20 protein-coding genes are annotated in these 19,333 nt (G+C 67.4%); 16 read left to right on the top strand and 4 right to left on the bottom strand.

What is annotated here, in order from left to right; all coding sequences use genetic code 11:
• The first annotated feature begins 18 nt into the window (after positions 1-18).
• From CDO44_RS22755 to CDO44_RS22735, 5 genes are all read left to right on the top strand, one after another.
• A complete protein-coding gene (locus CDO44_RS22755) occupies positions 19-516 on the top strand; it encodes a MarR family winged helix-turn-helix transcriptional regulator (RefSeq protein WP_158213393.1) in 498 nt (165 codons plus the stop codon).
• A gap of 77 nt (positions 517-593) precedes the next feature.
• Positions 594-1,523: a branched-chain amino acid transaminase gene (locus CDO44_RS22750; protein ID WP_087782540.1), complete on the top strand. Its 930-nt coding sequence runs from the start codon at positions 594-596 to the stop codon at positions 1,521-1,523.
• A 14-nt stretch (positions 1,524-1,537) separates the two neighbouring features.
• Positions 1,538-3,157: a gamma-glutamyltransferase gene (locus CDO44_RS22745; protein ID WP_087782539.1), complete on the top strand. Its 1,620-nt coding sequence runs from the start codon at positions 1,538-1,540 to the stop codon at positions 3,155-3,157.
• Positions 3,158-3,269: 112 nt separating this feature from the next.
• Positions 3,270-4,196, top strand: coding sequence for a substrate-binding domain-containing protein (locus tag CDO44_RS22740; protein WP_158213392.1), 927 nt, complete (start codon positions 3,270-3,272; stop codon positions 4,194-4,196).
• A 61-nt stretch (positions 4,197-4,257) separates the two neighbouring features.
• Positions 4,258-5,352, top strand: a complete 1,095-nt coding sequence (locus tag CDO44_RS22735; protein WP_087782537.1) for a hypothetical protein — start codon at positions 4,258-4,260, stop codon at positions 5,350-5,352.
• Positions 5,353-5,392: 40 nt separating this feature from the next.
• On the opposite strand, the gene CDO44_RS22730 is transcribed toward CDO44_RS22735, so the two are convergent.
• On the bottom strand, positions 5,393-5,935 hold the full coding sequence (locus tag CDO44_RS22730; protein ID WP_087782536.1) for a MarR family winged helix-turn-helix transcriptional regulator: 543 nt from the start codon (positions 5,933-5,935) through the stop codon (positions 5,393-5,395).
• Between the two features lie 186 nt (positions 5,936-6,121).
• On the opposite strand from CDO44_RS22730, the gene CDO44_RS22725 reads away from it, so the two are divergent.
• From CDO44_RS22725 to CDO44_RS22715, 3 genes are read left to right on the top strand one after another with little or no spacing between them, the layout of a single operon-like run.
• Positions 6,122-7,252 carry a Rieske 2Fe-2S domain-containing protein gene (locus CDO44_RS22725; RefSeq protein ID WP_158213391.1) on the top strand — a complete coding sequence of 377 codons (1,131 nt, stop codon included), beginning with the start codon at positions 6,122-6,124 and terminating at the stop codon, positions 7,250-7,252.
• A gap of 8 nt (positions 7,253-7,260) precedes the next feature.
• A complete protein-coding gene (locus CDO44_RS22720; protein WP_087782534.1) occupies positions 7,261-8,040 on the top strand; it encodes an SDR family NAD(P)-dependent oxidoreductase in 780 nt (259 codons plus the stop codon).
• 33 nt (positions 8,041-8,073) lie between these two features.
• The gene (locus CDO44_RS22715) at positions 8,074-9,048 is read left to right on the top strand and encodes a tripartite tricarboxylate transporter substrate binding protein (protein WP_087782533.1); all 975 of its coding nucleotides are present in this window, start codon (positions 8,074-8,076) and stop codon (positions 9,046-9,048) included.
• Positions 9,049-9,058: 10 nt separating this feature from the next.
• Here CDO44_RS22715 and CDO44_RS22710 read toward each other — a convergent pair whose 3' ends face one another.
• On the bottom strand, positions 9,059-10,000 hold the full coding sequence (locus tag CDO44_RS22710) for a hypothetical protein (protein ID WP_087782532.1): 942 nt from the start codon (positions 9,998-10,000) through the stop codon (positions 9,059-9,061).
• Between the two features lie 53 nt (positions 10,001-10,053).
• Positions 10,054-11,046 carry a tripartite tricarboxylate transporter substrate binding protein gene (locus CDO44_RS22705; RefSeq protein ID WP_087782531.1) on the bottom strand — a complete coding sequence of 331 codons (993 nt, stop codon included), beginning with the start codon at positions 11,044-11,046 and terminating at the stop codon, positions 10,054-10,056.
• A gap of 283 nt (positions 11,047-11,329) precedes the next feature.
• On the opposite strand from CDO44_RS22705, the gene CDO44_RS22700 reads away from it, so the two are divergent.
• Together CDO44_RS22700 and CDO44_RS22695 are read left to right on the top strand one after the other, a co-directional pair.
• A complete protein-coding gene (locus tag CDO44_RS22700) occupies positions 11,330-12,313 on the top strand; it encodes a tripartite tricarboxylate transporter substrate binding protein (RefSeq protein WP_087782530.1) in 984 nt (327 codons plus the stop codon).
• Positions 12,314-12,334: 21 nt separating this feature from the next.
• A complete protein-coding gene (locus CDO44_RS22695) occupies positions 12,335-13,561 on the top strand; it encodes an FAD-dependent monooxygenase (protein WP_087782529.1) in 1,227 nt (408 codons plus the stop codon).
• Positions 13,562-13,581: 20 nt separating this feature from the next.
• On the opposite strand, the gene CDO44_RS22690 is transcribed toward CDO44_RS22695, so the two are convergent.
• The gene (locus tag CDO44_RS22690; RefSeq protein ID WP_087782528.1) at positions 13,582-14,346 is read right to left on the bottom strand and encodes an IclR family transcriptional regulator C-terminal domain-containing protein; all 765 of its coding nucleotides are present in this window, start codon (positions 14,344-14,346) and stop codon (positions 13,582-13,584) included.
• Positions 14,347-14,473: 127 nt separating this feature from the next.
• Between CDO44_RS22690 and CDO44_RS22685 the strand changes: the two genes are divergently transcribed.
• Genes CDO44_RS22685 through CDO44_RS22660 form a run of 6 tightly spaced genes read left to right on the top strand, consistent with a single transcriptional unit; the run spans position 14,474 to position 19,280 of the window.
• A complete protein-coding gene (locus CDO44_RS22685; protein ID WP_087782527.1) occupies positions 14,474-14,950 on the top strand; it encodes a MaoC family dehydratase in 477 nt (158 codons plus the stop codon).
• Between the two features lie 8 nt (positions 14,951-14,958).
• Positions 14,959-15,408 (top strand): MaoC family dehydratase, encoded by a 450-nt coding sequence (locus tag CDO44_RS22680; protein WP_087782526.1) that lies wholly within the window; start codon positions 14,959-14,961, stop codon positions 15,406-15,408.
• A 41-nt stretch (positions 15,409-15,449) separates the two neighbouring features.
• Positions 15,450-16,421 carry a tripartite tricarboxylate transporter substrate binding protein gene (locus CDO44_RS22675; RefSeq protein WP_087783070.1) on the top strand — a complete coding sequence of 324 codons (972 nt, stop codon included), beginning with the start codon at positions 15,450-15,452 and terminating at the stop codon, positions 16,419-16,421.
• 7 nt (positions 16,422-16,428) lie between these two features.
• Positions 16,429-17,688 carry a CaiB/BaiF CoA-transferase family protein gene (locus CDO44_RS22670; protein ID WP_087782525.1) on the top strand — a complete coding sequence of 420 codons (1,260 nt, stop codon included), beginning with the start codon at positions 16,429-16,431 and terminating at the stop codon, positions 17,686-17,688.
• Positions 17,689-17,724: 36 nt separating this feature from the next.
• Positions 17,725-18,123, top strand: a complete 399-nt coding sequence (locus tag CDO44_RS22665) for a Zn-ribbon domain-containing OB-fold protein (protein WP_087782524.1) — start codon at positions 17,725-17,727, stop codon at positions 18,121-18,123.
• The gene (locus tag CDO44_RS22660; RefSeq protein WP_087782523.1) at positions 18,120-19,280 is read left to right on the top strand and encodes an acetyl-CoA acetyltransferase; all 1,161 of its coding nucleotides are present in this window, start codon (positions 18,120-18,122) and stop codon (positions 19,278-19,280) included. Before CDO44_RS22665 ends, CDO44_RS22660 begins: the two co-directional genes overlap by 4 nt.
• Positions 19,281-19,333 lie beyond the last annotated feature (53 nt).

Raw genomic sequence — 19,333 nt, 5'->3', positions numbered from 1 at the left:
GCCATGGCTCCCAGCTCGATGCGTTCCCCCAAGCGGAAACCGGTCGATCCAGTAGAAGACGAACTCGACGCCTTCAACGATCGGCGCAGCGAAAAGAAAACCGCCTATCTGCTGCGGCAGGTGTCGGAACGTCTCGCCATCAGCCTGACCGAAGCCTTGCGGCCCTTCAATCAGACGGCCAGCGTGTACCGTGTGCTGATCGCCCTCACGCGTCGCGATCACGCCCGCATGCGCGATCTCATCGAACTGACCTTGATCGAGTCGTCCACCCTCAGCCGCACCATCGGGCGGATGGAAGCCCAAGGACTGGTCACGGTCGAACAGGACGACGACGACGGCCGGGCCGTCATGATCTCCATTACGGAAGCGGGGCGCGACCTTCTCGATGCCATGCTGCCGGCGGTGTCGGCGCAGTACGAATGGTCGGTCCACGACGTTCCGCCCGCCGACCTGGAGGTGCTGCGGACCACCCTCCAGCGCATGCTGCGCAACCTGAAGATTTCGCCCATCAAGTAGTTTCCGAGCAGTCCTTTGGTCGGCCTTGTTTGCCGCACGGCGCAGGCGCGTGGGGCGTTCTCCGGGAGGAGGCGGTCATGGAAGAGCAGGGTTCACCCATCTGGATCGACGGCAAGCTGGTCGACTGGGCCGACGCGTCGGTCCATTTCGTCAGCAACAGCTTCCAGTACGGTTTCGGGGTCTTCGAAGGCATACGCGCCTATGAGGGCGAGCACGGGACGGCGATCTTCCGGCTCCATGCGCACATAGACCGACTCTTCAATTCAGCCAAGATCATCGGGCTGGACATCCCCTACAGCCGTGACGCCATCATCGAGGCCTGCCGCGAAACCGTCGCCGCCAGCGGCCATGCTCAATGCTATCTGCGTCCGGTCGCCTACATCGGCTACGGCGGCATGGGCCTGAACTACAGCGGCTGCCGGGTGAACGTGGGCATCGCCGTCTGGTTCTGGGGCGAGTACCTGGGGCAGGGCAAGCTCGAGCAGGGTACCCGAGTCAAGACCTCGTCCTACACGCGGCATCACGTCAATTCGAACATGTCCAAGGCCAAGGCCTGCGGCAACTACATGCTGTTCCAGATGGCGCGGACCGATGCCTTGCGCGGAGGCTACGATGAAGCGCTGTTGCTCGACGCCCAGGGCCACGTGGCCGAGGGCTCGGTGGAGAACGTCTTCATCGTGCGCGACGGCCAGCTGATCACGCCGCCGCTGACATACATCCTCGACGGCATCACCCGAGATTCCATCATCCAGCTGGCCCGCAGCCAGGGCCTCGTGGTGCGCGAGGAGTTTTTCACGCGCGATTCCATGTACATCGCGGACGAGGCGTTCTTCGTCGGCACCGGGGCGGAAGTCACGCCGGTCGTCGCGCTCGACGACCGGCCCATCGGCAGCGGCACCCCTGGGCCGCTCACCCGGCAGTTGCAATCGCTCTACTTCGATGCGGTCCGCGGCCGCAACGAACGTTTCGGCCACTGGGTCACCCCTGTTTCGCAAGCCCTGGCCTGACGCGCGGATCCGCCATGGCCATGGATTACTCCCAGCCCTATCCGTCGCAACGGTCGCCGGTGCTGGCCCGGCGCGTCGTCTGCGCCTCGCAGCCGTTGGCGGCCCAGGCAGGCCTGCGCATGATGCTGCAAGGAGGCAATGCGGTGGATGCCGCGGTGGCCGCCGCGATCGCCTCCACGGTGGTCGAGCCCACCGCCAACGGCGTGGGCAGCGATGCCTTTGCCGTGGTCTGGGACGGAGCCCGGCTTCACGGCCTGAACGCCAGCGGCCGGGCGCCGGCCATGTGGGACCCGGCGCGTTTCGCCGGTGCGCAGGCCATGCCGCGGCGCGGCTGGGACAGCGTCACCGTTCCCGGCGCGGTCTCGTCCTGGGTTGAGCTGTGCCGTCGATTCGGCAAGCTTCCATTCGAGCAATTGTTCGAACCCGCCGTGGACTACGCCCGGTACGGGTTCGCCGTCAGCCCCATCATCGGGGCCTTGTGGCAGCGGATCGCTCCCAACTACGCGGACCAGCCCGGTTTTGCCGAAGCCTTCCTGCCAGGCGGGCGCGCGCCCGCGCCTGGCGAGATCTTCCGCAATGCGCCGCTGGCTGCCACCCTGGAGGCGATCGCCGCCACCCGAGGCGAGGCGTTGTACCGCGGCGCTCTGGGCGAGGCCCTGGTTGCGCACGCCGCGCGGCATGGCGGCGCCATGACGATGGACGACCTGGCCTCGCACCGGGCGCAGTGGTGCGGAACGCTGTCCCAGCGCATCGCCGACGTCGACGTGCACGAGATCCCGCCGAATACGCAGGGCATCGCCACCCTCATCGCACTGGGCATCCTGGAGCGGCACGACCTGCGCCGCCATGACGTCGACGGCGTCGACGCGCTGCACCTGCAGATCGAGGCCATGAAGCTGGCCTTTGCCGATGTCGAGGCCTTCGTGGGCGATCCCGAGTCCATGGCCATCGATCCGCGCGCGCTGCTGAGCGAGGCGTATCTCGACGCCCGCGCCGCGTTGATCGATCCGCGTCGCGCCGGGGACTTCGGGGCCGGCGCCCCGCGGCAAGGCGGCACCGTCTACCTCGCCGCCGCGGATGCGGACGGCATGATGGTGTCGTTCATCCAATCCAACTACGAAGGCTTCGGGTCCGGCGTCGTGGTGCCTGGCACCGGCATCAGTCTGCAGAACCGGGGGATGGGCTTTTCGCTGCAAGCGGGCCATGCCAACCGGGTAGGGCCGCGCCTGCGCCCGCTGCACACCATTGGGTTCCGGGTCTTCGCCGTGGGCAGCAACGAACAGGCGGCGTCGATATGCGGCATTCGTGTGCATCGCGTGAAGATCGCCGCCTTCGCCATTTGCGGAACCCTTGCGGGCCTGGCGGGATTCCTGCTCGCCGCCCGGCTGCAATCGGGCCAGCCGACCGCCGGCGAATTCTACGAGTTGACGGCGATCGCCGCGGTGGTGCTGGGCGGCGCGGCTCTCAAGGGAGGCGAGGGCAAGCTGTTCAACAGCGTGGTGGGCGTCTTCATCATGGTGCTGCTGGGCAACGTGCTGAACCTCGCCGGCGTCGGTACCTATTGGCAACGTGTCGCCGTGGGCCTGGTCATCGTCGCGGCGGCCGCGGCGGACCAGCTTCGCCACCGTCGATAGCCTTTCACTTCCCCGACTGGCAACGCGCGGCCGGTTTCCGGCTTCGTGAAGTCTTGCGCCTGTCGCGGATCGCGGTCCTTGGTAGCAATGACTTCTCCAGAAAGGAAGAATGATGAGAAAGCTCGCTGTCGTCTCGCTCGCCCTGGCCCTTGCATGCCTGTCGTCCAATCTCGCCGCGCAAGCCAGGCCGGTGACCCTCGGTGTTGCGCTCGCCTCGGATACGAATCCGTTCTATATCCAGGTCAAGCGCGGCATCGACGCCAAGGCAAAGGAACTCGGCTGGAATGTGTCCTACGTGTCGGCCAATGAAGTGGCGGCCACGCAGAACGACGGTATAGGCGACCTGATCGCCAAGCGCGTGGACGCCATCATCGTTTCACCCATCGATTCGGTGGCCGTGGCGCCGTCGTACGATGCGGCGGCCAGGGCGGGAATTCCCATCGTCTCGGTGGTGCGTACCGTGCAGTCGCCCAGCCAGCGCGTGGCGGTGACCGGCAATTTCCAGAAGATCGGGCTCGACACCGGCCGGTGGATGGCCAAGGCGATCGGAGGGGCGGGGAAGGTCGCGATGATCGGCGGCCCGGCCGGCGCGGACCTGTTCCGCAATTTCGGCATGGGATTCAAGGCCGGAATCAGGGAACATAAGGGCGTGTCCGTGGTGTTCGAGAAAGAAGGCCCGCTGACCCGGGAGTTCGGCCTGCGCATGGCCGAGGACATCCTCGTCGCCCATCCGGACATCAGGGGCATCTACTGCGGCAATGACGAACAGGCGCTGGGCGCCGCGCAAGCCGTGGCGGCAGTCGGCAAGCAGGGCGAGATCGTGATTACGGGAAGCAACGCCGTGCCCGCCGCCCTGCGCGCCGTCAAGGCCGGAGCGATCGCAATGACGGTGGACCTGCGGCCCTTCGCCTGGGGCCAGCTGGGCACTTCCACCGTGGCCAGGCTGCTCAATGGCGAATCGCTGCCTGCCGTCGTGGACATTGACTATGCCCTGATCGACAAGACCACCGTGGACCAGGCACTGCAAGGGCCCAAGTAGCTCGGCGACGGCTCCGCCGCGCGTCCGCGCCGGAATTTCCACCAGCAACGAGTCAGACATCATGAACGCACCAGATCTCAACCCATTCAAGCTCACCACCCTGTTCGTGCAGGAACTGGAAATGTGCCGGGTCAAGCCGGGCACCAGGATCGTACTCATCACCGATCTCAAGACCAGCCACGACTACGTGTCGGCCGCGTTCGCCGCGGCCGAGCAACTGGGCGCAAGCATCTACGAAATCAAGATTTCCAGGCCCTTCAACAACAACATGATCGCCAGCCAGGGCGGAGGGGACACCATTGCGGGATTGCCCGAGGTCATCGCTGCCGTCGAAGCCGCGGACCTGGTCCTGGTGTTCCACGTCGCGCTGGGTTCGGACTGGCTGCAGAACGCCAGAAAACGCGGCACCCGATTCCTGCTCATCATCGACGGACCGGACGAGCTGGAGCGGCTGATGTCGCCGCCAGGCCTGAAGGAGGCGGTTACCTACGCCGGCGAGCTGGCCAGGCGCTCGCGCGAGATGGTCGTGACGAGCCCCGCGGGCACCGACTTTCGCGCCCAGCTCGGCAAGCTGGGCACCGTCATCCAATATGGCTATGCGGACGAACCGGGAGTGGTCGATACGTGGGGCGGCGCGCATTTCTCCACGTGGCCCAATCCGGGCGAGTCGGAGGGCACGATCGTCCTGCAGCCGGGCGACTATTGGATATTGCCTTACGTACGTGTCTTCGAGGACGAGGTCAGGCTCACGATCGAAAAGGGCGTGATACGCAAGATCGAGGGGCGCGGCGCCGACCGCCGCATCATGGAGCGCTTCCTGCAGGAGCACCGGCGCGGTCCGCAAGATACCGATCCCTATTGCGTCTCGCATCTGGGCTGGGGGTTGAATCCGAACTCGATCATCGACCAGGTCACGCTGGTGGGCAACCAGATCCACCGCATCGCCAGCCACACCCGGGCCTGGCCCGGCGTCTTCCTGTTCTCGACCGGTCCGGACGATCAGGGCGGCGGCAACAACCGGAACCCCGCCCACCTCGACCTGCCCATGTTCGGTTGCTCGGTGGCCCTCGATGGCCGTACCGTCATCGAGAACGGCCAGATCGTCGATCCACGGATGATCGTCAAGCAGACGGCCCCGTTGAGGGTAGCGGGATAGAAACCCGCGGCGGGCACGCGGCCGCCGGCATGGCGGCCAGTCAGCGGGCCATGTCCGGATCGCGCGTCGCCCGCCGCCGGCCGCGCGGCTTGGGCCGATAGTACAGATTGGCCACGCCGAGCATCTTCGACAGCAGCCGCAGCAGTTGCTGTTTTTCCTTGGCCGTCAGGGGGCTGACGATCTCGTCCTGGATTTCCTCCAGCATCGGTCCCAATTGCTCGAGCAGCGCCAGACCTTCGCTGGAGGCTTCGACGCGCTGGCGCCGGCCGTCGGGCCGGCGGACGATGAGCGAGCGTTGCTCCAATCTGGCCGCCACCTGTCCGGTCGTCGAGGTGTCGAGCCCCACGATGTCGCCCAGCTCGGCCTGGTCGACGCCTGGCCGGATCGAAATGGCCTTGAGCACGACGTACTGGATGGGCGTGAGGTTGAAACGCCGGGTGATAGGCGTGAAGGCGAGCGTGGTCTTCTGCTTGGCGCGCCGGATCAGATGCCCCGGCATGCTGTACATGGCCAGCAGCGGATCGGGCTCGCCGCGCGTAGCGCCGGCGCTGGCCGGCAGTTCGTGGTCGGGGTCGGGCTGCATGGGTTCTCCTCGGCGGCAACGTTACCACAGACCTCGACCGAGTCGGTCTACTTATACGTATACTTATACGTGCACAAATTAAAAAATCAATAAAAAACAGTAGGTTATAAAAATTTAGAATTCATTGTTTGACATCCATTTTCCTTATTCATATAGTGTTCGCATGCTAGAACCCAAGGAATGGAAATGGGCGACACCGCAGTCAAGGAATTGGTCCAGCTGATACCGGAAGGCCTGCCGACAGGCCTGCGCAACTACTGGTATCCGATCCTGCAAACGGAAGAGCTGCCCGCGGACAAGCCCGTCGGGCTGAAGGTGCTGGGCGAGAAACTTGCCGCCTGGCGCGGTGCCGACGGCCGGCCGAACGTCGTGCGCGACCGTTGCCCTCACCGCAGCATCCGCCTGTCGGTCGGCCGCGTCATGGACGGCGACCTGCAGTGCCTGATGCACGGGCTGCGTTTCAACGGCGATGGCCGCTGCACGCTCATCCCGTGGGAGACCGCGCACACGCCCCACCACGACCGGCTGGCCGTGCCCGCCTATCCGGCGCGCGAGCTGGGCGGCTATGTCTGGGCCTATCTGGGCGATCCGGCGCGGTTTCCACCGCCGCCGCTGGAGACTCAGGTGCCCGAGGAATTGCTCAAGCCCGACGAATTCATCTGCTTCCGGCTGCCCACATCCACCTGGAACGCCAACTGGCTGCTGGCCATCGACGGCAGCGACGGCTTCCACGCCGTCGTGCTGCACACGGATTCGCAAGCGGTGCACCGCGCCGAGCGCAAACCGGGCAGCACCGAGGTGCCGCTGGAGGACCGCCGCATCAAGATCATCCGGACCTCGCACGGCGTGCGCGGCGTGTCGGTCGATCTGGAAGGCGAGCCGATCAACCACGGTCACTTCACCGTCGACGTCAGGGGCCAGCGCTTCTGCCTGCCCTGTCTGACGACCAACCCCATCGTGCCGGCGCCGGGTGCCGCGCCGTATGCGTCGCGGCTGTGGCAGTTTCCGCAGGATGCCGAGCACACCACGGTGGTCCGCTTCCTGGCCTGGCGCGCCCGGACCGATGCCGAGCGCGCCGCCGCCACGCGCCTGTTCAACGAGGTGGCGCTGCCGCGGCTGGAGCAGGTCAATGCCGAGGATGCCTTCGCCGCCGAGGCGCAGGGCGACCTGATCGAGGCGCGCTCGCGCGAGTACCTGCTGGCGCCCGACGAGGACGTGATCAAGGTGCGCAGGCTGCTGCGCACGGCCTTCGTGTCGCAGGTCGAGCACGGCGAACGCATCGACAATCCGGCCGGTTCCCTGGCCTATCCCGTCTAGGAGCGCGCATGGCTCGTCGACTCGAAGGCAAGACGGCATTGGTCACCGGTGGCGCGGGCGGCATCGGCCAGGCCATTGCCGCGCTGTTTGCCGATGAAGGCGCGCGCGTGATCCTGGTGGACCGCGACGCCGATGCGCTGGCGGCCGCCGTGGCGCGCCTGGGGGGCGAGCGCGTCGCGGCCGCGGCGTGCGACATCGCCGACGAAGCCCAGGTGGCACGCCTGGGCGATGCCATCCGCGCGGGCGGCGATGCGCTCGACATCCTGGTCAACAATGCGGCCACGCGCGAGTACCACCGCCTGGCCGATGCCGATGCCGCCTCTTGGCAGCGCATCCTGTCGGTCAACATCGTCGGCGCCGGCCTGGTCACCGCGCTCGCCCTGCCCTGGCTGCGCAAGTCAGGGCGCGGCGCGGTGGTCAACATTGCGTCCACCTTCGGCATCTGCGGCCGGGCCGGCATGGGCCAGTACGACGCCACCAAGGCAGCGATGGTCGCGGCCACCCGCGTGCTGGCCATCGAGGAAGCGCGGTACGGCGTACGCGCCAATGCCGTGTGCCCGGGATCGGTGCTGACCGGATTCACCCTGGGCCGCGCCGCCGCGCGCGGCCTGTCCGAGGCCGAATTGAAGGACCGCGGCTTCGTGCCCGCGCCCATCGCCCGCTGGGGCGAACCGGCCGAGATCGCGGCGCCCGTGTTGTGGCTGGCTTCCGACGAGGCCTCGTTCATCACGGGCGCCGTGCTGCCCGTGGATGGCGGGGTGTCGGCCAGCGGTACGCGCGTCGCCTAGCGCGGCGTTCCAACCTTTACTCAGGATGCCCGTATGAAGACCCTTGCCGCACTCCTGCTTTCCTGTGCCGCCTGCCTGCCGGCGACGGCCGCGCATGCGGCCGACGCTGACTATCCGTCGCGGCCCATCACCATCGTCGTTCCCTTCCCGCCCGGCGGCAGTCCCGACATGCTGGCCCGCGTGATCGGCGACAAGCTCGGGCAGCGCCTGGGCCAGACCGTCGTGGTCGAGAACCGCCCCGGCGCGAGCGGCACCATAGGCGCCGCGCACGTTGCCCGCGCGGCGCCCGATGGCCATACCTTGATGATGACGCCCAATACCTTCGTGCTGTCGCCGCTGGTGCTGCCCAAGGGCGTCGTGACCTTCGACGTGCAGGCCGACTTCGCGCCGGTAATACTGCCGGCCAAGACGCTGATGGTGCTGGCGGCGCATCCGCGGCTGGGCGTGAAGAACCTGCCGGAACTGGTTGCCTACGCCAAGGCCCATCCCGGCCTGACCTACACCGGCTCGGCCAATGGCTCGCCCCAGCACGTGGCGGGCGAAATGCTCAAGCAGATGGCGGGCATCGACATGTCATTCGTGTCGTACAAGGGGCTGGCCCCGGCGCTGAACGACACACTGGGCGGACACGTGGACCTGATCTTCGTGCCCTATGGCAACGTCGCGCAGCACGTGAAGGCCGGCTCGCTGGTCGTGCTGGGCGGCCTGGACGAGGAGCGCATGGCGTCGGCGCGCGACATCGTGCCGCTGCGCGAACAAGGCTATCCCCGCATGGTGGTCGGCGTATGGACCGGGCTGTTCGCGCCGCGCGGCACGCCGGCTGCCATCGTCGATAAGCTCAACCGCGAGATCAACGCGATCCTGGCTTTGCCCGACGTCAAGCAAAGGCTGGAAGGCGCCAGCCAGATCCTGGTGGGCGGGCCGCCGGCGACGCTGGCCAAGGTGGTCGAGCGCGACCTGGAAACCTACGCGCCCATCGTCCGCAGCGCCGGCATCACGGCGGACTGAGGCGTCGGCCTCAGGTTTGCAGCATCGACGGCCAGAACATCTCTTCCGGCTCGTACTTGCGCGGCGTCAGGCCCTGCCTGTGGGCGTAGGCCAGCATGCGATCCACTTCGTGGCGGGTCTTGGCGAAACCCCAGGGGTAGATGTCGGGTCCCGCCGCGCGCCGCTCTTCTTCCCATAGCGCGCGATACCACAGCGAGGTGGTGTGGATGCGCGCCCATTCTTCCTGCTTGCGGTAGCAGGCCTGCTTGGACGCCTCCCAGGCGTCGTACAGGCTTTGCGCCACCCACGGATGGGCTTCGAGAATGCTGGTGCGCACCAGCAGCGTATGCATGATGGGAAAGCAGCGCGTGCGGGCGAAATAGGCGCGTTCCTCGGCGCCGTGATCGGGAAAGAGGAAATCGATGTCCGGGTGGACGCCGGGCGCCCACACTTCCGTGGTGATGCCCGCGTCGATGGCGTTCGAGGCCAGCAGGTCGTATTGCGAGGACCCGGGCGGCGCGATCTCCATCTTCAGCCACGACGGCGGCGTCCAGTCCGGCAGCCGCACCGGCTGCCAGGCCACCCAGGTGATGGACGACAGGTCGACGCCGTAGTCTTCTTCCAGGATGCCCTTGGCCCACAGCGCGGCGCTGGTGGCCCAGGTCTGCACGCCCACGCGGCGGCCGTTCAGGTCGGAAGGCTTGGCAATGCCGCTGCGCCGGTTGATATAGATGTACGAGTGCCGGAACATGCGCTTGACGAAGATCGGCAGCGCGGTGAAGCCCAGCGTGCGGCGAGGCAGGTCGGCAATATAGGTGCCGGTGAAGAATTCGGCAACGTCGAACATGCCGCGCGCGCTTTGCGACTGGCGGCTGACGTCGTCGTCGTTGACGGTAATGTCGAGCTCGATGCCCTGCGCACGCACGGTGCCGTCGATCAGGGCCTGGGCGCGATCGTAGGGACCGCAGGTCATGCTGAGTCTCAGGGGCGGTGCGGACAACGGTGGCTCCTTGCGGCGGGGCGCGGTCAGTTTGCGCGGATCTTCAGGTCGGCCGTCAGGCGGCGGTAGCGATCGTCGTCTTCGTGCATCTGCCGGGTCAGTGCCTCGGGCGGTCCGCCTTCCGGCTCGTAGCCGAGCTGGTCCAGCCGGGCACGCGTGGCCGGCTCCTTCAGCACGGCGTTGATGTTCTGGTTGAGCCGGGCGATGACCGGCGCGGGCGTGCCCAGCGGCGCCAGGATGCCGAACCAGGCGGTGGCCTGCACGTCGCGATAGCCAAGCTCGGCCATGGCCGGCACGTCCGGCATCTGCGCCGAGCGCCGGGGCGAGGACGTTGCCAGCGCGCGCAGCAGGCCGTCGCGGAAATACTGGGTATTGCCCGAGGTGGGCATCCATCCCATGTTGACCTGTCCGCCCAGCAGCGCGGTCACCATCTTGGCCACGCCGCCATAAGGGATGTGGGTCAGGGCCAGTCCGGACTCCTTCCTGAACTGCTCGCCCATCACGTTCATCGGCGAGCCGTTGTCGCCCCCTGAGTACGGAAAACCCGGCTCCTTCTTCGCCACGGCGATAAAGTCGTCCACCGTCCTGATGCCGTGCCGGTCCGCGAACTTGCCGTTGACGGCCATGACCATCATGGTCGACACCGGCATCACCACCGGCGCCAGCTCCTTCATGACGTTGACCGTGGCGGCGTTCTGCGCCAGCACGTAGGGCGCGATGACCAGCGTGTTGGGCATCAGGAAGAGCGTGTAGCCGTCGGGCGCTGACCGGGCGGCCTGGCGCGCCGCGATCATGCCGGAGGCGCCGGGCCGGTTCTCGACGATGACGCTCTGGCCCAGGCGCGGCTGCAACCGCTCGGCCAGGAGGCGGGCGAAAGTGTCGACCCCCGCACCGGGGCCCGACGAGACGATCAGGGTCACGGGCCGGGATGGCCAGGCCTCGTCCTGTGCGCGACTGGCCCAAGGCAGCATACAGGCCGCGGCGGCGGCAACGAGGGCAAGACTGCGAAGGCGACGCATGAGGGACCCCTGGGCGATTGCGGACCGGCACGATCCATGAAGAAGGAGAATGAATATATCAACATGAAAATATCAAATCAATAGAATTTATAAGCAGTTGATTATTAAGTGATTAATAATAAGTGTAGTTATACGTGTACTTAAATAAGAGCGAGTCAGGGCGCCGGCACTGGCCGCCTGCCGGATGTCACGTTCCTTTCTTGACACGGTTTCTCTTCTTGTCCCACTATGATCGATAAGCGGTTATTAATAACCGCTAAGCGGATAAAAGAGGAGACTGCCAATGAAACGCCTTTTACGCGGGACCTGGGCCCTGGCCCTGGCCCTGCTCCTGCCCGCCACGTCCCAGCCGGTCGCGGCGGCGCAGCAGGACTATCCGAACCGGCCCATACGCCTCCTGGTGGGCTTCGGCCCCGGCGGCCCCACCGACCTGACCTTCCGCAAGCTGGCGGAACTGGCGGCACGCCATCTGGGCCAGCCCATCATCGTCGAGAACAAGCCGGGGGTGGGCGCGACGCTGGCCGCCTCCACCATGGCGAGACAGGACAAGCCCGACGGCTACACCATTGCCTCGGCCACGGCAGGCATGTTCCGCGTCCCGTACATGCAGAAGGTGGACTGGGACCCCATTCGCGATTTCACCTGGATCGCCGGGCTGGGCGGCTATACCTTCGTGCTGGCGGTGAAGGCCGATTCGCCGTACCGGACGGCGGCCGATCTCGTGCGGTATGCCAAGGCCCATCCGGGCAAGGTTTCCGTGGCGACCGCCGGGGCCGGCACCAGCATGCACCTCTTGACCGAGGCCTTCGCCGCCGCCGCCGGCGCCGAGCTGACCCACGTCGGCTACAAGAGCAGCAGCGAGGCCGCGGTCAGCCTGCTGGGCGGCCAGACGGTGGCGGCGGTGGACGCGGTGGGCAGCCTGCTGCCGCACGTGCAGTCGGGCGCGCTGCGGCTGCTGATGTCGTTCGATGCGGAGCCGACCCCGCTGCTGTCCAACGTTCCCACCGCCCGGAGCCTGGGCTATGACATTGCCAACTCCGCGCCCTATGGATTGATCGGGCCCAAGGGCATGCCGCCCGACGTGGTCGAGAAACTGGCGGCCGCCTTCAAGGCGGCGGTGGACGATCCCGAGTACGCGAAGCTGCTGGAAAGGCTGGGCCAGACCTATTGGTTCAGCCCGCCCGCCGACTACGGCAAGTTCGCCGCCGGCTACTACGTCTCGGAACGCAAGCTGGTAGAACATGCCAAGCTGATGCGCCAGCCTTGACCGCGACGAGGAGAGGGCACCATGAAGATCGTGATCGCGGGCGCGGGCATAGGCGGGCTGACCGCCGCGCTCAGCCTGCATGCGGCGGGCATCCACGACGTGACGGTGTTGGAGGCCGCGCGGCGGATCCAGCAATTGGGCGTGGGCATCAACCTGCCGCCGCACGCCGTGCGCGAACTGGATGAACTGGGGCTGGGCGAGCGGCTGGCGTCGTTCGGCATTCCCACGGCCGAACTGGCCTACGTCGACAGCGCCGGTCAGTTGATCAATGCCGAGGCCCGGGGCCTGGAGGCCGGCTACCGCTGGCCTCAGTATTCGGTGCACCGGGGCAAGCTGCAGGAACTGCTGCTGGCCGCGGTAGTCGAGCGCCTCGGGCCGGAGGCGGTCGTGACGGGCCGGCGCGTGCAAGGCGTGGCCTTTGAGGCCGGGCGCGCGCGCGCCGCGGCGGTGGACCTGGCAGGGGTCACGGTGGACTACGAGGCCGACGTGCTGGTCGGCGCCGACGGCATCCGTTCCGCCGTGCGCGCGGCGCTGCTGGGCGACGGCTCGCCGCTGGCCACCAACGGCTGGACCATGTTCCGCGGGGCGGCGCCGGGGCCGGCTTTCCGCGGCGGCCGTTCGATGGTGATCGTGGGCGACGAGCATCTGCGCTGCGTGGTCTATCCGATCGGTCCGGGCGTGCTGAACTGGCTGATCGTGCGGCCCACCGAGCCGGGCGCCGCGGGCGAGCTCGGCAACTGGAACCGTCCCATCGCCCCCGAGGCCGTTGCCGCCCACGTCGCCCACTGGGACTTCGACTGGCTGGACATCCCGGCGCTGGTGCGCCGGTCGGACGCGGCCTACGAGTATCCGATGGCGGACATCGATCCGCTGCCGCGCTGGACCTTCGGGCCGGCCACGCTGCTGGGCGACGCGGCCCATGCCATGTATCCCTTCGGGTCCAACGGCGCGTCACAGGCCATCATCGACGCGCGGGTCCTGGCTTACCACCTGGCCTCGCAGCCCGGCCGCGACGCCGCGCTGTCGGCCTACGAGCAGGCGCGCCGCGAGGCCGTGGCCGCCGTGCAGCGCGCCAACCGCAGCATGGCGGGCGACGTCATGAAGCGGGTCAGCACGCTGGCGCGCGCCAGCGACCATGTCTCGGCGGCGGCCGAGCTGGCGCGGGTGGAGCAGTCGTATCGGCAGCTCGCGGGCTTCGACGTCGCGACGCTGAACGAGCGGCCGTCGTGGAGCGTGGCGCGGACCTGAATCCGCGTCCGCTTCGCCGCCTACATCGTGGCTGCGCGGATCTGCGAGGCGGTCTGCCGCAGTTCGGCCAGATACAGCTTCACGGCTTCCTCCTGCGTGACCTGGCCCGTCGGCAGGCTGACGTTGATCGCGGCGATGGTGTTGCCCTCCTGGTCGCGCACCGGCACGGCCAGGCCGCAGATGGCTTCGTCCAGTTCGCCGTCTATCCACGCGTAACCCTGCTTGCGCGCCGCCAGGATGCGTTCGCGCAGCGTGTCAGGATCGACCACGGTGGCGCCGGTGAGCCGCTTGAACGCGGCGGTCCGCAGGTACTGTTCGAGCGCCTCGTCCGGCAGCCCGGCCAGCAGGATGCGCCCCATCGACACCGCGTGCGCGGGCAGGCGGCTGCCCAGCGATGGACTCATGGTCAGGATGCGCTTGGAGTGCTGGCGCTGGATGTAGACGATGTGTTCGCCGTCGAGCACCGACAGCGCGCACGACTGCTTGATGCGCGAGCACAGCTCTTCCAGGCTGAGCTGGGCCTGGCGCCAATAGGGCAGGCTGTTCAGGTACGACAGCCCCAGCCGCAGCACGCGCGGCGTCAGCCAGTAGCGCTTGCCGTCGGTCTGCACGAAACCGAGTTCGATCAGGGTCAGCAGGAAGCGCCGCACCGCGGTGCGCGGCAGTTCCACCGCCTCGGCGATTTCCGCCAGGTTCTTCCGATAGGAGCCGTAGCCCATGGCCTCGATCACGGCCAGGCCGCGGGCGAAGGTACGGACGAACGATTCGCTTTCTGGGGTCGCCATGGGTCCTCCACGGCCTTGACAGCGCAGGCCGGAATCCAAATAATGGTCATAGAGCGGATACTTATATCCGCTAAGCGGTCATTCTAGCAGATCCAGGCCGCAGGTCAACACCTCTCAATGGACTTCCATGGCAACCGAGACAAGCTTCGAGACCGATTTCTGGAAAGACGAGCAATTGCGCAAGACCTGGGACGACATCGTCCCCGGCGAACCGCGCAAGACCCTGCCCTACACGCTCACGCTGGAAGCGATCCAGAAATACTGCCGCGTGGTCGGCGACATGCACCCCCTCTACTTCGACGAGGAGTATGCGCGCAAGAGTCCCTACAAGGGCCTGATCGCGCCGCCGGCCATCCATATCCTCCTGATGTTCGCGTGCACGCCCGCCGACGACTGGATGCGCAGTCCCGGCACCGTCAACGCCGGCCAGTCGTGGAGCTACAACCTGCCCGCCCGGCCCGGCGACGTCATCCGGCTCGAGGCGCGCGCGCTCGACAAGTTCATCAAGAAGAACCGACTGTTCGTGGTGCACGACAACGTGTTCTTCAATCAGCGAGACGAAGTCATCTGCTCCGGCCGCGGCTGGACCATCCGCCCATTCTGAGGTCAATCATGAGCAACGCATTCGACACCCTGAAGCCCGGCCTGAAGGTCGAGGGCACGCCCTTTTCCCCCACCCGCGAGACCATCCGCGATTTCTGCGAAGCTTCGCTGGACTACAACCCGCTGCACTGGGACGACGAATACATGAAGGGCAATTTCGGCCGGACCAACTTCGGCGGAATCATCATGCACGGCATGAACAACTTCGGCGTCATCACCAAGATGCTGACCGACTGGCTCTATCCGCTGGGCGGCGTGCAGCGCCGGCTCGAGACGCGCTGGAAGATTCCCGTCAAGCCGGGCGACACCATCACGCCCACCGCCACGGTGTCGGCCGTGCAGGCCACGAAGAAGAGCCGCTGGGCCACGCTGGAGGTGCAGGTGGCGAACCAGCGCGGCGAAATCGTGGCCGCCGGCGAAGCCATGGTGGAGTTCCCCGAAGGACTGGGCGCGGCCTGATCGCCGGCCCGATACGATAACGACAGGAGACGGACATGGCGATGCAAACCCGACGCGCGCTTGTCATGCTGGCCTTCGCGGCGGCGGGAGCGCTTCCCGCCTTCGCCGGCGCCCAGGCTTTTCCCAACCAGCCGGTACGAATCGTCGTGCCGTTTCCTCCCGGCGGGACGACCGACATCCTGGCGCGGCAGCTGGGCGCCGAACTGCAGAAAGTCTGGGGCCAGCCGGTGGTGGTGGAGAACCGCGCCGGCGCCAGCGGCACCATCTTTTCGGAACAGCTCGCGGGCATGCAGCCCGATGGACATACGCTGATGCTGACGGCCACGCATCACGTCATCAATCCGGGCCTGTACAAGAACCTGCGCTACAACACGCGCACGGATTTCACGCCTATTGCACAAGTGGCGGCGGTGCCCAACGTGCTGGTGGTGAACCATGCCTTTCCGCCGCGCACCGTGAAGGAGCTGATCGCCTACGCCAAGCAGCATCCGGGCAAGGTCGACTTCGGTTCGGCGGGAACGGGCGGGGCCAACCACTTGTCCGGCGAACTGTTCAAATCCATGGCCGGCATCGAGATGGTCCACATCCCCTACAAGGGCGCGGCGCCGGCGCTCAACGATCTGCTGGGCGGCCAGATCCCCGTCATGTTCGACTCCGTGCCCGGCGTTTTGCAGCACATCAAGTCCGGGCGCCTGCGTGCGCTCGGCGTCACCTCGCAGAAGCGCTCGCCCGCGCTGCCCGACGTGCCCACCATCGACGAAGCCGGCGTCAAGGGCTTCGAGGCCACGGCATGGTTCGGCCTCTATGGCCCGGGGCGCATGGCGCCCGAACTCGCCCGCAAGTTGTCCGGCGATGTCCTGAAGGCGCTGGCCAGTCCCGCGCTGCGCAAGGAGTTCGCGGCCCAGGGCGCCGAGCCCGGGACCATGAGCCAGCAGGAGTTCGCCGCTTTCGTCGACGCCGAGATCACGAAGTGGTCCAAGGTCATTGCCGACGCCAACATCAAGATCGACTGATCCATCCATGCCATCCGAAACACAAGCGGCCGCCCTGCGCGGCCAGGCCGGCGCCTTGTCGCACATCCGCGTACTCGATCTCTCCCGCATCCTCGCGGGGCCCTGGTGCACCCAGAATCTCGCCGACATGGGGGCCGAAGTCATCAAGGTGGAGCGCCCCGGCACGGGCGACGACACGCGCGCATGGGGCCCGCCCTGGGTGCGCGACGGCGAAGGCGGGGACACGGCCGATTCCACCTACTACGCGGCGGCCAACCGCGGCAAGAAATCCATCACCGTCGACATCGCCAGGGAGGCCGGCCAGGCGCTGGTGCGCGGGCTGGCGGCCAAGAGCGACGTGGTCATCGAGAACTACAAGATCGGCGATCTCAAGCGCTACGGGCTGGACTATGACACGCTGTCGCGCATCAACCCTGGCCTGGTGTATTGCTCGATCACCGGCTACGGACAGGACGGTCCCAGCGCGCACAAGCCCGGCTACGACTTCGTGTTCCAGGCCCTGGGCGGGCTGATGAGCATTACCGGGGAAAACGACGAGCTGCCTGGCGGCGGCCCGCAGAAAGTGGGCATCGCCATCGCCGACGTGATCACGGGCATGTACGCCACCATCGCCATCCTGTCGGCCTTGCAGCACCGGACGGTGTCGGGCCGGGGCCAGTACATCGACATGGCCTTGCTCGACTGCATCGTGGCGCTGGGCGGGAACCAGGTCACGGGCTACTTCGCCAACGGCAAGGTGCCGCATCGCTACGGCAATGCGCATGCCAGTCTCGTCCCCTACCAGGTATTCGCCGTGGCCGACGGCGAGATCGTCGTGGCCGTGGGCAACGACAAGCAGTGGCAGCAGTACTGCGCTGCCATCGAACGGCCGGATCTGGCCGAAGATCCGCGCTGGACGAAAGTGACCGGCCGCATCACCGGCCGCCGCGATCTCGTGCCCGAACTGGCGCGCACCATGCTTACCCGCAAGCGCGACGACTGGATCGCGCGGCTGGAGGCGCATGGCGTGCCCTGCGGCCCGATCAATGACTATGCGCAGGTCTTCCAGGACCCGCAGGTGCGCCACCGCGGGTTGCGGGTGGACATTCCCAAGGCCGACGGCGGCATCGTCTCCACCATCGCGAGCCCGCTGCGCCTGGCGGCCACCCCGCCGGTGTACGACCGTCCGCCGCCCGCGCTGGGCGATTCCACCGACGCCGTGCTGCGGGAGCTTCTGGGCTGCAGCGAAAAAGACATCGCCGCCTACCGCCGCGACGGCATCGTGTGATGCCCGCGTCCCGCCATCCCGCTTTCCGTTGAAGCCATGGACTCCGATACCTCCGCCTCCGCCGCGCCGGCCTCGCCGCTGGCCATCTTCCGCCACCACCTTTCCCGCGGCGAACTGGCCTATCAGTACGACCCGGCCAGCGGCCGGCCCGTGTTCCATCCGCGCGTAATCGGCCCGGGCACCGGCAATGACGACCTGCAATGGCGCGTCAGCGCGGGCAAGGGCACCGTCCATGCCGTCACGGTCATCAGTCCTCGAGGCGAAGCGCCCTACAACGTCGTGCTGGTCGACATGGACGAAGGCTTTCGCCTGATGAGCCGGGTCGAAGGCCTGGCGCCCGAAGAGGTCCGCATCGGACTGCGCGTGCGCATGCAGGTACACCAGCCGCAGGATGGGCAGCCTCCCTATCCGGTCTTTCGCCCGGAGGCCGCATGAATTCCCAAGCATTGAAGCGCGGCGCCTGCGCCATCGTCGGCGTGGCGGAGTCGGACCTGGGCGAAGTCGCGGCCGGGTTGTCGCCGCTGGATCTCATGGGCCAGGCGACTTCCCGCGCCCTGCGCGACTGCGGCCTGACGCTGCGCGACGTCGATGGCGTGTTCGCCACCACCTCGCAAAGCCGCATGCCTACCCTGGCGCTGTGCGAATACCTGGGCATCGCGCCGCGCTACCACGACGGCACGAACATAGGCGGATGCAGCTTCATGTCCATGGTGGCGCACGCGCAGCTGGCGATCCAGGCCGGCCTGTGCGAGGTCGCGCTGATCGCCTATGGCAGCACCCAGCGCAGCGCCGGCCGCAGCAACGTGGCCGCGCCCGACGTCAATCCCTACGAGGCCCCCTACCGGCCCATCTACACCGCCAGCTCGTACGCGCTGGCGGCCTCGCGCCACATGCACCAGTACGGCACCACGCGCGAACAGCTGGCGCAGGTCGCGGTGGCCGCGCGGCAATGGGCCCTGCTCAACCCCGTTGCGTGGGGGAGGACCCCGCTGACCGTGGACGAGGTCCTGGGCGCGCGCATGCTCAGCCATCCCCTGACCGTGCGCGACTGCTGCCTGGTCACAGACGGCGGCGGCGCGCTCATCGTGACCTCGGCCGCACGGGCGGCCACGCTGCGCAAGCCGCCCGCCTACATATTGGGCGTGGGCGAACACCTCAGCCACTACCACATCACCAGCATGCCCGACCTCACGGTCACCGGCGCCGCGCAGTCGGGCGCGGCGGCCTACGCCATGGCCGGCCTCGGGCCGCGCGACATCGACGCGGTCCAGGTCTACGATGCCTTCACCATCACCACGCTGCTGTTCCTGGAAGACCTGGGCTTCTGCCCCAAGGGCGAGGGCGGCCGCTTCGTGGCCGATGGGGCGATTGCGCCGGGCGGCAGCCTGCCCGTCAATACCAACGGCGGCGGGCTCTCGTACTGCCATCCCGGCATGTATGGCGTGTTCGTGCTGATGGAAGCGGTCAGGCAGGTGCGCGGCGAGGCCGGCGAACGGCAGGTGGCCAACTGCGAGACGGCCATCGCGCATGGCAACGGCGGCACGTTGTCGAGCCAGAGCACGGTCATTCTGGGAGGCGCGGCGGCGGCCTGAAGCGGCCGCGATGCGGCAATGGCGGAGCGCCGGTTCCGCCCGGTCGCCGCCTG

Origin of the sequence: Pigmentiphaga sp. NML080357 (assembly GCF_002188465.1) — a bacterium.
Classification (GTDB): Bacteria; Pseudomonadota; Gammaproteobacteria; order Burkholderiales; family Burkholderiaceae_B; genus Pigmentiphaga.
This window is presented reverse-complemented; position numbering and strand designations above follow the sequence as displayed.